The sequence below is a fragment of the Paraburkholderia sp. RL17-347-BIC-D genome, assembly GCF_046027915.1.
Classification (GTDB): Bacteria; Pseudomonadota; Gammaproteobacteria; order Burkholderiales; family Burkholderiaceae; genus Paraburkholderia.
Genome location: NZ_JARESS010000031.1, coordinates 51322 through 64553 on the forward strand (window position 1 = coordinate 51322; position 13232 = coordinate 64553).

Consider the following 13232-nt stretch of genomic DNA (forward strand, 5'->3'; position numbering starts at 1 on the left):
TATGACGACGGCAGGCGCAGCACCGTACATCGATGTAAAGCCATTAAGCGCGAACGCGTTCGAGGTCTATGGCGAAGTTCTCGAAAACAAGACCGAAAAGCGACGGCGCGATTTTTCAATGCCGTTTGCCGGACTCGACGCTGGCACTACGCCGCGTCTGTGGATTAACCGCTTGCAGCCGAGCCGCACTCGGTCTATCACCATCGATACGATGGAATGCCATCCGCACTCCCATCAGACCTTCATTCCGATGCGCGAGGTTCCATACCTGATCGCGGTTGCACTACCCGGCGAAGACGGCCTTCCCGACCTCGCCACGCTCTCCGCTTTTACCAGTGACGGCGGCCAGGGCGTGTGCTATCGACGCTCGGTCTGGCACTTCGCGTTTACGTCGCTCGACGACGTCAATGAGGTAGCGGTGATCATGGCGGACAGCGGCCGCAGCGATGACACCGTCGTAACGAGACTGGCCGAGCCTGTTATGGTCGCGCTATAGAGCAGGAGCACGCAATGGACGGCAAATATGATCACCTGGAACGGAACTTCACCGGCTATGGACGCCGGCCGCCCCACCCCCGGTGGCCCAACGACGCCCGACTCGCAGTCAATATAGTCATCAACTATGAGGAAGGCGCGGAAGCGTCCTTCTCTGATGGCGACGGCCACTCTGAAAGTGGCCTGGGCGAAGGAGGGGCGGGCGGCTTCGAGGGCCGCGATCTCGCTGCCGAGTCGATGTTCGAGTATGGCAGCCGGGTGGGTATCTGGCGCGTACTGCGCCTGCTTGAGGAGCGCAGTTTGCCTGCCACCGCGTTCGCCTGCGCGCAGGCGCTGGAGCGCAATCCGGAATTCGCGCAGGTAATCCGCGATGGCGACATGGACGTGTGCAGTCACGGTCGGCGCTGGGTGAGGGCGCAAGATCTCACTGAAGAGCAGGAAGCGGAGGAAATCCGGCGTGCCTTCGAATCTATTACCCACTCCACGGGACGGCCACCAGCGGGTTGGTATTGCCGTTATGCGCCGACCGTTCATACTCGCAAGTTGCTGGTTGAGCATGGTGGATTCATTTACGATTCTGACGCGTACAACGACGAGCTCCCGTACTGGACGACGGTGCAACAGCAGCCGCATCTGGTGATTCCGTATAGCCTGACAAATAACGACGTCAAGTTCGCGCGCGGCGCGATGGCGACCGGGGAGGACTTCTACATGTTCGTCAACGACGCGGTCGAGATGCTGTGCCGCGAAGGCGCTCGAGCGCCGAAGATGATGTCTATCGGGCTGCACATGCGTTTGATCGGTCATCCTGGCCGTGCCGCGGGACTCGAGCGTTTGCTCGACAGCCTCGCGCGGCGGGAGGATGTGTGGATGTGCCGCCGCATCGATATCGCGAATCACTGGTTGCAGGAACATCCTTTTAGCGCGGCAGGGCGGAGTTGAGGAAAGTGCAGCGCGGCCAACTATTGACGATCCCGGAATGAAAATGGCAACCGATGCCTATTCCGTCGTCGAGATTTCCCGTCGAGTGCAAACGGGGGTGGACGATTCACTCGATGCAGCACGCCGTGCGCTTTCGGTCATTGCACGGCGAGAACGAGAGTTGAACGCTTGGTCGCATGTCGCGTCTGCGAGCGACCTCATTGACGCGTCCGCGCGGACCGCATCCGGTCCGCTGGCGGGGGTTCCATTCGGCGTGAAGGACATCATCGACGTGGCCGGCATGCCGACGCGATGCGGTTCCGAGGCCTGCAACACTTCGCCCTCCCAATTCGATGCATCCTGCGTCGCCTTGTTACGGCGAGCCGGAGCGGTGCCGATCGGCAAGACGGCGACGGCCGAATTCGCTTATATGACGCCGGGACCCACGCGCAATCCGGCAAACCGCCAACATACGCCGGGAGGCTCATCGAGCGGCTCGGCCGCTGCCGTAGCGGCAGGCATGGTGCCAATGGCATTGGGCACGCAAACTGGCGGATCGATGATCCGGCCGGCTGCGTTTTGCGGTGTCGTCGGCTTCAAACCGAGTTTCGGGGCGCTCGGTCGCGACGGTATGAAGATAATGTGCGAGTCGCTGGATGTGATCGGCTGGTACTGCGCCGATGTGGCTGACGTGGCGCGGGTCGCGGAAGTCATGCTCCCCGATGCTCCACCTCCGCTGTACTCAACCGAACATATGCGGACGGTAAAGATCGGTTTTTTGCCGGGCAATCCCGGACATGTGCTGGAACACGCTGCACAGGCCGCTCTCGAAGATGCGAGGAGTGCGCTTCGCGATCTGTCGACGATCGAACCGGTCCCTGAATTAACCGACCCAGCCAGATTTCTCGAAGCGCATTCGGTGATCATGCGTTACGAACTGGCGCGCAGCCTCTTACCGGTGGCCTCGGAGCACGCAGCGCAACTGAGCCGGCCGTTGCGTGAGGCTATCGACCAAGGACTGGAGATGCCGGCGCAGACTTATCGCGAGATGAAGGCGTGGCAAAACACGCAGCGTTTATGTTGGGCGGACTACTTCGGCGATGCGGACGTCGTCCTGACGTCGAGCGCTTTGGGTCCGGCTCCCAGAGGGCTCGAATCGACTGGAACCGCGGCCTTCAATAAAGCGTGGTCCCTGCTGGGCTGGCCGTGCATCCATTTGCCCACTGCGTTGAGCGAGGATGGCCTGCCGGTCGGTGTGCAACTGGTCGGGAAGCCGGGGGCGGACAGGGAGTTAGTTGGCTGGGCACTCGCCCTGCACAAGTTTGTCGATCGGCGAAGCCGCGCCGATCCATAGGCGTTCGTCTGGATCGCGGAAAGTGCGTGTGGTAGTGGTTCACGCGCTCGACGCGCCCCTTGGCCTGACTGCTAGCCGCGCTGATCATTGCATCTTGCCTGGAAAAAATACCGCGGCCAAGGAGGCAATCAGCGCTCCTGCCACTGCGGTGCATCGCCAATTGGTCAGCAGCAGGGGCGAGACCAGAGCAGAGCCCAAGGCACCGCCAAGGAAGAAGATGGCAATGTACAGACTGTTCAGGCGACTGCTGGCTGATTGGTCCAGCGCTAGTATGGTTCGCTGTGAAATGACGTGGGATGCCTGCACACCTGCGTCGATCATCAGCGTTCCTATGACCCATCCTGCCACCGAATCCAGGGTCCCCGCCACCGCGAACCCGCAGACGACAAGCGAAATCGCACCCTTGCGACCAATCCGTTCGAACCCATGGTCGGCTGCGTAGCCAGCGACAGGTGCCGACAATGCGCCGGCCGCGCCGACGAGCGCGAACAATGCCACTGCCGTCGAGTTGAACCCGAATCGGTGCATGAGGATGATTGGCGCAGTACCCCAAAAGAGGCTAAATGCCGCGAATAGGCATGCCTGGGCCGCCGAGAGTTGCCGTAGGGCTCGGTGCGTTCGCGCTAGCGAACGTAAAGATCCGATCAACGCCTTGTAGTCGTGCTTTGCGTCCGGTTGCCTAACTGGAAGCTGGCGACTGAGAAGAAACGTGAGCGCGACAAGAATGACGGCGTCGAGAATATATAGACCCCGCCACCCCACGACGTTTTCAGCGACACTCGCGATAGGTCGCGCAAGCATGATGCCTGCGAGTAATCCGCCAGTGATCTTGCCAACTACTCGACCTCGGGACGCATCGTCAGTCATGTGCGCCGCCAAAGGGATAAGCATCTGTACGGCGGTGGTTCCGACACCAAGAGAAAACGCGGCCACCAGGAGCAAAACAACATTGGTAGCGCCAGCCATCACAGTCAACGCGACGCAGAGTCCGGAAAGCGTCAACAAAACGAGTCGTCGATTTTCCAGGAGATCGCCGAGTGGGGCGAGAAGGACTAGTCCGACGCAGTAGCCGGCCTGGCTGAGTGTCATGACCAGACTTGCGCCCCAAAGCGGCAGTCCGACCTTGGGCCCGATGAAGACGATAAGAGGTTGTGCGAGGTAACTGCTGGCTGCGATAAGTCCGCATGCGAGCGCCATAAGCGCAGTCATCGCAAAGCCGATGCGGTGAGTTGAGGAACCGTGCGATTCCTCAATTGATAGATCTGTCGCCACTGTAACCCCCTGATTTGCGGCTGGGCGTTGACTACGTTTTGCTCAACCCCCAGCCGTCCGATTAACTAATCAACGGGTCGATTTTCCGAGGACTCCTCCGAGCCAACAATATCGCGACTCTCATCTCATCAATGCCATCTTGTCATTTGTTCGGGCGGATAGGTAGCGGGAGACAGAAACCGATTTTCTGTCGACGTATCTTTGCCCAGTTACGCGACAAGCGCCTTCAGGACATCATCGAGAGGAATTTGGCCTTTGCGGTGCTCAATGCCAATACCGCCCTGGAAGTCAATCCAACCCTCGTTGAATCCATCGATCATCCGAATACGGGGTATTGGATATTGCATGCCTTGGGACCGGAACAGTGTTTCCCATGTATCGCGCGGCACCGGGACCACGCGCACAGGACGGCCGAGGGCGGCGCTGAACCCGGACGCGATGTCGTTTGCGCTATAGCGCGCAGGCCCCTCCAGTTCGACAATTCGCACGCCGGTCCATTCGTCACGAAGGATTTCTGCGGCGTTGCTTCCTATCTCATCAGCAGCCACCATCGGTATTGGATGGTCTTGCGGTTGCAGGAAGCAATGAATTGCCCCGGTGCGCGCCGCATCTACATCCCACGCCGCGTTTTCCATGAACCAGGCCGCACGGAGCATGCACACCGGGAGGTCCAGGGTGCGAAGCATCTCCTCGGTCATCTTGGAGTTATTGAGCAGGTTCGGTTCGGCGATGTGCGCACCAACTGTCGAAAGGAATACTACCTGTTTTGGCCGCGCAGTCTCCAGCGCTTTCTTGACTGCAACAGCGTTAGCCTGTGTTTCCGGGAAGCCAGGTTGGGGATCGTAGTTTGGAGGTGTCATCAAGAACACGCCGTCTGCACCGTCAAAAGCCTTCGTAAGTGCCTCGGCGTCGCCGATTTCCGCAAGAGCGATTTCGCAACCGAGCTCTGCCCATGGCTGACCCTTTGCGATGTCTCGGACAACGGCACGAACAGGCAGTCCTGCCTTCAAAAGCGTTCGGGCGACGACACCGCCGACTTTTCCTGTAATTCCTGTAATCGCGTACATTTGACTTAGTCCTTTAAACGGTATTAAACCTGTCAGGCGAATAGACCGCCCAATCTGGTATCCAAACAATTGGTTGATGGCGAATAACTTGGCAGAGCGTTGATTCGACGCATCGCTGCCTTCCGATGAAGTTTCTTGGAGCTTAAGTTGGACGACTTGGTAAATGAATATCCGTCACGTCAGAAGTGATATGACGCAATGTCATTAAAGATCACGAGTGGATTCAAGACTTGTGACAGTAGCAGGGCTGCGCATGCGGCATTTGGTACGTAGTAAAGCGTGCGGGCGATTTACTACATATAGTTCGGGCGGACGAAAGTCCAGCCTGAAAGCCGCCCGTCCGGCGAGGCAGAGTGTAGATACTTTCGCGCCGGACGGCATGTGGCTCAGCGATGCGCATAAATTGAACCGAGCCCTTTAACGACAGTGCGGCTGCCCGATTCCGTGCGGCTGTCCTGTACGCCGCCGAAACTGGTTTCGACGTTGGCATCGGTGTTGCGCTGTGCGCTAATCTTGGCCTCAGCGGCTTGAATGTCGTCCGGGTAGTGGGGATCGTTGGCGCGGCCAGGCGTGTAGCCGGCCTTTTCAAGCTGAACGAGTTCGGCGCGGACCTGGGCACGGGTTACAGTGGAAGCGGTTTCCTGGGCATGGCTCGCGATTGGAAAGACGAGGGCAGTTGCGACGACCAGGGTGAGTTGGCGGAAGTTCATGGCAAATCTCCTTCGGTTTGGGTTAAGAGAAGAACGTATGGTGTGGAATGGATTGTGGACAAAAGGAGATGAAACTGAAATAGCATCGCAGTCATTTAATCGATGCCGGATTGTCATGAACGAATCGCCGGGAAACTGACAGGCTGAAGTGAATCGCGCTACCGAAACGCGGCGCGGCAAATTTCTGCGGCCAGTGCGGCTGGCAAAATGCTCGGCATGTATCCGCGTCGTTGGGAGACGGGCTGGGGTTACGACGTCCCCGCTACGTCTTGAGGTCGCGACGGACGACGGTTTAGCTGGGAGCCGGACGCTACTGTCTACCGCGATAGGGGACGTGTGTCGTTAAAGTCTCGGAAATGCGCCGGTTTTTTTAGCAGCCGGGAGATCCAAACTCGTCAGTGCAGGGTCACGGGAGGACGGGTGAACCGCTCATCTACACGCGACCACCTTTTGAGCCAAAAGATAGTGAGCGACTTGGCCGTTAGGGACGGCTAGCCTTGGTTCGCCTATCGAGCATCTTTTCTGGGGCTGCGCTGAGCGACACAATGAAATCGAGAAACATGCGCACCTTTGCCGGAACATGATGGCGGGACGGATAGAGTGCGTAAAGTGGGAATCGATCGTCGGGCCAGTCGGGGAACAGCTCCACGAGCCGGCCATCCGCGAGTAGTTGTTCTACACCGAGCTCCATCACCTGAGCAATGGCGTGCCCGGCCACGCAGACGCTATGCATTGTGCCGACATCGTTGACAGTGAGTCGCCCAGCCACCTCAATGGAAATTTTCTTGCGCCCGCGGTGAAATTCCCAGTCGAAGGGTCGCCCTGTTTCGGGATCCCGGAACCTTATGCATTGGTGAGCGTCATTTTCGAGCTCGGAGGGTTGCTCGGGGCGGCCCTTGCGCTTGAGATAGGCGGGCGCTGCAACGGTCAGGATGCGCGTATCGAGGAGCTTTCGTGCCACAAGACTGGAAGGTCGCGGTTCACCAAATCGGACCGCTAGGTCAAAGCCGTCGGCGATCATATCGCCGAGCTGATCCCTTGTGACCAATTCCAGTCGGAGCTCCGGATACTGATCGATAAATGACCCTAACTTCGGGGCAAGGAGCAGGCGGGAAAAAAATGGATCGACATTGACCCTCAGGCGACCGCGTACCGCTGTCGCTCCCTCGGTAGCGGACGTCGCGGCCTCTTCAAGCGCCGCAAGCAGTGGTATCACTTGCTCGTAAAGGCGGCGGCCCTCATCCGTCAGTGTGACAGAACGCGTCGTGCGGTCCAGGAGACGGACCCCTAGGCGCGTTTCAAGCCGTGCTATGCAGCGGCTGACACCCGACTGAGACATGTCGAGCATGTCACCCGCAGCAGCGAAACTGCCGGTGTCGACTATCGCGGACAGAACACCCATCCCGTTCAGAATTCGTTCGTCGAAGCCGGCCATCAATGCCCCCGCAGCATATATCAAATGACACTGATGTTATCGCGAAAAGACGTGTCGGCGCACAAAATTGCCCCATCGAACGATGCGAATCAGGAGGGGCAGATGTTTGCGGTTACTGGAATTACCGGGCAAGTAGGAGGTGTCGTTGCACGTGTTCTGCTTGCTGCGGGCCTGGAAGTGCGTGGAGTCGTTCGTGATCCAGTAAAAGGAGAGGACTGGGCAAACCAGGGATGCGAGGTGGCAGCAGCTGAAATGAACGACGCAGTCGCCTTGGCGCGTGCCTTTGACGGGGCGGAAGCAGTCTTCATTTTGCTACCTCCGAATTTCGATCCGGCACCCGGGTTTCCAGAGGCGAGGACCACAATCGCCGCAGTGAGCGACGCGCTGGCCGTATCAATGCCCAAGCGTGTAGTTTGCCTGTCCACTATCGGTGCCCAGGCAACGCAGCCCAGCTTGCTGCAGCAATCAGGAATGATGGAGCGAACATTCGGCTTGCTGCCAATGCCAGTCGCGTGCCTTCGCGCGGGATGGTTCATGGAAAACACCGCCTTCGACCTGGAGCCGGCGCTTGCGTCTGGCGTAATTCCCAGTTTCCTTTATCCGTTAGACAGGCCTGTTCCTATGGTAGCAACCGCCGATGTAGGTCGGATGGCGGCGAGCCTGCTCCGCCAAAATTGGACCGATCACCGGATCATAGAACTCGAGGGACCGCGTCGGACGACGCCGAACGAAGTCGCCGAAGTGTTCTCCCGGTTACTGGGTAGGGATGTTCGGATGGAGCCTGTGGCTCGGGATACGTGGGAAGGTCTGTTCGCGTCGCATGGAATGAAAAATCCGTTGCCGCGTATCCAGATGTTGGACGGCTTCAACGAAGGGTGGATCGAATTCGAATGCCCGGCAAGTACGGTCAAAGGCAGTGTTCCGCTGGAAACGGTCGTGCGCGGGATGATCCAGCGTATGGCTGAAACCGTCTGATCGAATCCGTCCGACTGTACGGCTGTTCCGGCGTTGCAGGCCGGACATCCCACTCGTAACGCGAGACCGGCTAGTTAAATTCCCCTAGGAGAGTTATGTCATGTCTGAGAAACCAACTGTTCTGATTATTGGCGCGTCCCGCGGGTTGGGACTGGGACTTTCGCGTGAGTATCTGCATCGCGGATGGAACGTGCTTGCCACTGTGCGCCGCGGAAGCGGTCAAACAGCGTTGCACGAATTGCAAAAGGCCAGCGACGCACTAGAAATTGAATACGTGGATATTACGAAGCCGGACGAAGTGGAAGACCTATGCGTGCGTTGCGGGGACAGAAGTTTTGATCTGCTCTTTGTGAATGCCGGCGTGACCAATGACCCGCAGGAAACGATCGGCGAGGTTTCGACGGAAGAGTTTGTGCGGGTCATGGTGACGAATGCCCTGAGTCCGATGCGGGTCGTCGAGCGGATGGTCGAATATGTGCGTCCGGACGGTATGGTCGCGGTTATGTCATCGGAGCTCGGCAGTGTCGCCGACAATACCACTGGAGGCTGGGAGGTATATCGCGGCAGCAAGGCGGCGCTCAATACCTTGATGCGATCCCTGGTCGCGCGGCGTGCGGGGGATACGCGCACCTTCTACGTGGTCGCGCCAGGATGGGTCCGCACTGAAATGGGCGGCCCGGAAGCGTTTCTGGACATCGACACGAGTATTCCCGGTGTCGTAGAAGCGCTGGAAAGACGCCGCGGGACGCACGGACTTGTATTTGCGAACTACCGCAATGAAATTCTACCTTGGTAAAGTTGTCAGTCGTCGCTGGTTCTTTCGACTTGAAAGAATGAGAGTTCGCTCTAGCCGTACGTGAAGTCGCGGTTGTACGAAGCTCTTAGACGGGGAACAAGCAATTCGCCGGCCATATCAATGACAAATTGTCATTTTAAAAATGACATAAACGCTATCGAGCCTTCGGTGTCGTGCGCGCACAATAAACCCTGTCCCCGGTTTGAAAGTGTCTCAAAGCGCTCTTGAGTAGCTGTCTTCCATGAAATCGAGGCACGCTTTGTGTTCGTAATGTTATGCAGATATTTAGGAATACATATGAAAGACGAACAGGAAGCAAAATCAGATCTGGCCGACGGCGATGAACATCAAGTCGGGGGCGGCCTTACGATGACCCGCCGCGGTCTATTCCGGTCAACTCTCGCCGCCGCGACGTCAGTGGCGTTAAATGGCGTCCAGGCTGCACCCGTCCCTACGTCGACGGAGCGCAGGTCTCACGCTGCGCGTGCAAACAGCATCGTTCGCATATCGGTCACGATCAATGGAGTTGCGCATCGTGTAGAAGTGCGCTCCGACGTGACGTTGCTCGATCTACTGCGAGAGCAGCTGCACCTCACCGGTGCCAAGAAAGGTTGCAACCGTGGGGAGTGCGGCGCCTGTACGGTTATGTTGGACGGAAGACGAGTCAACTCCTGTTTCGTTCTAGCGGCCACACTGGAGGGCCGCCGCGTGACGACGGTCGAGGGACTCGCAACTGGCGATTCGTTGCATCCGGTGCAGCGTGCCTTCATAAAATGCGATGCTTTCCAGTGTGGGTTCTGCACGTCGGGGCAGATCATGTCCGCGGTCGGCTGCATTGAAGAGGGACACACACGGTCCAATGCGGAAATTCGGGAGTGGATGAGCGGAAACCTCTGTCGGTGTTCGGCCTATCCTCAAATCGCCGAGGCAGTCGAGACGGCTTCGGTCGAAATGCACGGAGGCGCCCATGGAGCCGTTTGAATACGAGCGGGTGTCATCGACCGATGAAGCACTCGCACTTGCCAATTCCAGCGGCTCAGCGTTCCTTGCAGGAGGCACCGAGCTATTGAACTGGATGCGCATTGGGATCGAGAGGCCAACGAAGATCATTGATATCGGTCGAATCGAGGGCTTGTCGGAGATCCGAGAGACATCGTCTGGCGGGCTGACCATCGGCGCGTTGAGCAAGCTGAACGATATCGCCCAGCATCCTCAGGTCATGCGTGACTATCCTGTCCTCTCGCAGTCGATACTGAAGGCTGCATCGGCGCAAATCCGGAATCTGGCGACGATAGGTGGGAATCCGCTACAACGTGTGCGATGCCCATATTTCCGCGCGGATGAGCCGACACCCTGTAATAAACGCGTTGCGGGTTCGGGCTGTGCTGCGCTGCACGGGTTCAACGAGAAGCACGCCATTTTCGGCTGGACCGAGGACTGCGTGGCTGTACAGCCATCGGACCCGGCGGTCTCGCTTGCGGCCCTCGATGCGGTATTCATAACAGACCGTCCCGGGGGAGGCCGGCGAATTCCAGCTCGCGATTTCCACGTGCTGCCGGGCGAAAACCCGGCGGCGCATCACCGACTCGCGGGCGGGGAGTTGATTACCGCGGTTGAACTGCCGAGAGCCTGGCCAAAGTCCGCCTACCTGAAGATTCGCGAGCGCGAAAGCTACGAGTACGCGACAGTGTCGACAGCCGTGGCGCTCGAACTTGACGGTGATGTCATCGCGAACGCGCGGATCGCGCTGGGTTCGGTGGCGATGCGGCCATGGAGGTTGGACGAAACTGAGCGCAGATTGGTCGGTCAGCGTCTAGGCTCCGCAGGTATCAATGCAGCCGTCGACGCAGGTCTGGTCGACGCGCGCCCACTTTCGCGCAACGGCTATAAGGTTGTTATCGCACGCAACGCAGTATTGCGCACCATCGATACGGCAGCGAGGACATGATGAGCAATCTGGGTCAATCCATTCCCCGGCATGACGGCCCCATCAAGGTAACGGGTGCCGCGCTCTATTCGGGCGATCGGAACCTCCCGTCTCAACTCTATGCGGTGTTCGTCAATGCGACGATTCCAGCAGGACGTGTCGTCTCGATAGAGACGAGCGCCGCCTTGGCACGAGTCGGAGTGGTCAGAGTGTTGAGGGCGTCCGACATGCCTCGAGCGCATCGAAAGCTGGACGAAATCAGTGTGCCGCCGCTTGCGACGCGATTCATTCCCATGCAATCGGACGACATCGTCTACGAGGGACAGCCGGTCGCCATGGTGTTGGCAGAGAGTCTGCAGGCAGCCGAAGCGGGCGCTGCTGTCGTACGCGTGCGCTATGAAAGGCGCCCGTTTGTCGTACCTGACACCGCGCCTGCCACAGACGTTGCTCCAGAGAAGGGTAATTATTCGAAAGCGAATGCACTCGAATTCCACAAGGGTGACGCCGCTGGTGCAATTGCTGGTGCGGCGTTCCGCGCAGGCGGCGAATATACGCAACCCTCTCGTCATGGCAACCCGATGGAGCCTTGCGCCATTCTCGCAGTTTGGGAGGGTGGGAGGCTGACTGTGTACGATGCTGTGCAGCATCTTCCGGCGGTGCAGAACACGCTGGCGGCAGCATTCGGAATCGATAATTCCAAAGTTCGCGTCGTCGCCCCGCATACGGGCGGAGGCTTTGGCACCAAAGCCTTTGTATGGCCTCATGAAATCCTGGTCAGCATGGCTGCCCGCGTCGCGGGTCGGCCAGTCAAGATGGTGCTGACCCGCCAGCAGCAATACGGCATGGTCGGCTATCAACCTCAGATGACCCATGAAGTACACCTTGGTTCGGATGCGCAGGGTAGGCTTCTCGGTGTTAGCCATCAGGCCGTGAATGTGACAGGTATGACCGACGACTATGTGGAATTTGGTGCGGTACCCGCAAAGTCCTTTTACGCCTGCGAGAACGTTTCTGCTACTCACCGAATCCGCCGTGGTCACGTCGTTTTGCCGACCTTCATGCGTTCACCTTGGGATGGTCCGGGATCTTGGGCACTTGGCTCGGCCATGGATGAACTGGCGAGATCGTTAAACGTCGATCCTCTCGATCTGCGATTGGCTAACTACACGGAGCTTGACCCCGAGAGCGGCAAACCGTGGTCGTCGAAAAAGCTTCGGGAGGCCTACGACGAAGGTGCAAGACGCTTCGGGTGGCGCGAACGTCCGAAAGGCGGAACGCTTGACGGTCACTGGCGGATCGGATGCGGGATGGCGGACTGCAGTCAGGGGCAGGCACGGTTTCACTCGACCGCGAAGGTGAGGCTACGTGCTGACGGGACGGCTCAACTTGAATCAAGCTTCTGCGACATTGGCACGGGGCCTGCCACGGTGTTTCCCCAGATCGTTGCTGACGTGCTCGGGTTGGACCCGGCGCGCGTGACGGCCCTATCGGGGGACACGAACCTGCCGTATGCCGGGCCCACCTACGGCTCAAGCACCACGATAAGCACGGGTGCCGCAGTGCAAAAGGCTGCGCAGGATGTCCGGTCCAAACTGGCGAAGCTGGCCGGCTGGCCCGCGGACCAGGTTTCGCTAGAGGGCGGACGTATCGCTTACGGCAGTACGTCGCGCACCATCCAGGACATATTGGGCGAAGCTGGCGTGGCTGAACTCGCATCGGAGGGAGCATTTGATTTGCCTGGCAACGCGCCGGTAGATATGGGCTCTCCGGGATTCCCCACGCGATCTTTCGGGGTTGTCTTCGTGGAAGTCGCTGTTGATCCCGAGCTGGGACTGCTGCGACTTCGCCGGGCAACGGGTGTCTACAGCGCGGGCCGGATCATCAACGCCATGACGTCCCGATCACAAATGATTGGTGGCATTGTCTGGGGATGGGGTATGGCCGCCATGGAGGCCAGTCACTACGAGCCGACACTCGGGCGTTGGCTTGCAAAAGATCTTGCCGGTGTCCCCATTCCGGTGAACGCGGACATCCCGCCTGACATAGACGTGGCGTTTGTCGACGAATTTGACGCGAACTCCGGTCCGCTCGGTGCCAAGGGGATCGGTGAACTCGGCGCGACGGGCGTCGCAGCGGCCGTAGCGAATGCTGTATTCGACGCAATCGGAGTACGTGTACGCGATCTGCCAATCACACCTGACAAGCTCATCCAGGCGTAAAGCGGTGTGACGAGGCGTCTGACCGGTTGAGCGTACCAGGTGCCGGTATCGCTCGGCCGGT

At 58.9% G+C, this 13232-nt stretch carries 12 protein-coding genes; 8 read left to right on the forward strand and 4 right to left on the reverse strand.

All coding sequences use genetic code 11. From position 1 onward, the window contains the following. Nucleotide 1: 1 nt before the first annotated feature. From P0D96_RS31970 to P0D96_RS31980, 3 genes are read left to right on the forward strand one after another with little or no spacing between them, the layout of a single operon-like run. Entirely contained in the window at nucleotides 2-496 is a 495-nt protein-coding gene (locus P0D96_RS31970) for an ureidoglycolate lyase (RefSeq protein WP_408317472.1), read from the forward strand. A gap of 14 nt (nucleotides 497-510) precedes the next feature. Continuing rightward, complete coding sequence (locus P0D96_RS31975; protein ID WP_408179591.1) at nucleotides 511-1437, forward strand: polysaccharide deacetylase family protein; 927 nt, start codon at nucleotides 511-513, stop codon at nucleotides 1435-1437. A 43-nt stretch (nucleotides 1438-1480) separates the two neighbouring features. Next, nucleotides 1481-2770 carry an amidase gene (locus P0D96_RS31980; protein WP_408317528.1) on the forward strand — a complete coding sequence of 430 codons (1290 nt, stop codon included), beginning with the start codon at nucleotides 1481-1483 and terminating at the stop codon, nucleotides 2768-2770. An 84-nt stretch (nucleotides 2771-2854) separates the two neighbouring features. Here P0D96_RS31980 and P0D96_RS31985 read toward each other — a convergent pair whose 3' ends face one another. The 4 genes from P0D96_RS31985 to P0D96_RS32000 form a co-directional block, all read right to left on the reverse strand. Further along, complete coding sequence (locus P0D96_RS31985) at nucleotides 2855-4042, reverse strand: MFS transporter (protein ID WP_408317474.1); 1188 nt, start codon at nucleotides 4040-4042, stop codon at nucleotides 2855-2857. Between the two features lie 209 nt (nucleotides 4043-4251). Next, on the reverse strand, nucleotides 4252-5109 hold the full coding sequence (locus tag P0D96_RS31990; RefSeq protein ID WP_408179594.1) for an NmrA family NAD(P)-binding protein: 858 nt from the start codon (nucleotides 5107-5109) through the stop codon (nucleotides 4252-4254). Nucleotides 5110-5495: 386 nt separating this feature from the next. Continuing rightward, nucleotides 5496-5819 carry a DUF4148 domain-containing protein gene (locus P0D96_RS31995; RefSeq protein WP_408317476.1) on the reverse strand — a complete coding sequence of 108 codons (324 nt, stop codon included), beginning with the start codon at nucleotides 5817-5819 and terminating at the stop codon, nucleotides 5496-5498. 481 nt (nucleotides 5820-6300) lie between these two features. Continuing rightward, a complete protein-coding gene (locus P0D96_RS32000; protein WP_408179596.1) occupies nucleotides 6301-7254 on the reverse strand; it encodes a LysR family transcriptional regulator in 954 nt (317 codons plus the stop codon). Nucleotides 7255-7356: 102 nt separating this feature from the next. Here P0D96_RS32000 and P0D96_RS32005 point away from each other — a divergent pair, with 102 nt between their 5' ends. The 5 genes from P0D96_RS32005 (at nucleotide 7357) to P0D96_RS32025 (ending at nucleotide 13171) form a co-directional block, all read left to right on the forward strand. Beyond that, nucleotides 7357-8229: an NmrA family NAD(P)-binding protein gene (locus P0D96_RS32005; protein WP_408179674.1), complete on the forward strand. Its 873-nt coding sequence runs from the start codon at nucleotides 7357-7359 to the stop codon at nucleotides 8227-8229. 100 nt (nucleotides 8230-8329) lie between these two features. Beyond that, nucleotides 8330-9025, forward strand: a complete 696-nt coding sequence (locus tag P0D96_RS32010; RefSeq protein ID WP_408317477.1) for an SDR family NAD(P)-dependent oxidoreductase — start codon at nucleotides 8330-8332, stop codon at nucleotides 9023-9025. A 297-nt stretch (nucleotides 9026-9322) separates the two neighbouring features. Beyond that, the gene (locus P0D96_RS32015; RefSeq protein WP_408317479.1) at nucleotides 9323-10006 is read left to right on the forward strand and encodes a (2Fe-2S)-binding protein; all 684 of its coding nucleotides are present in this window, start codon (nucleotides 9323-9325) and stop codon (nucleotides 10004-10006) included. After that, entirely contained in the window at nucleotides 9993-10973 is a 981-nt protein-coding gene (locus P0D96_RS32020) for an FAD binding domain-containing protein (RefSeq protein WP_408317481.1), read from the forward strand. Before P0D96_RS32015 ends, P0D96_RS32020 begins: the two co-directional genes overlap by 14 nt. Next, on the forward strand, nucleotides 10970-13171 hold the full coding sequence (locus P0D96_RS32025) for a xanthine dehydrogenase family protein molybdopterin-binding subunit (RefSeq protein ID WP_408317483.1): 2202 nt from the start codon (nucleotides 10970-10972) through the stop codon (nucleotides 13169-13171). Before P0D96_RS32020 ends, P0D96_RS32025 begins: the two co-directional genes overlap by 4 nt. Nucleotides 13172-13232: the final 61 nt, after the last annotated feature.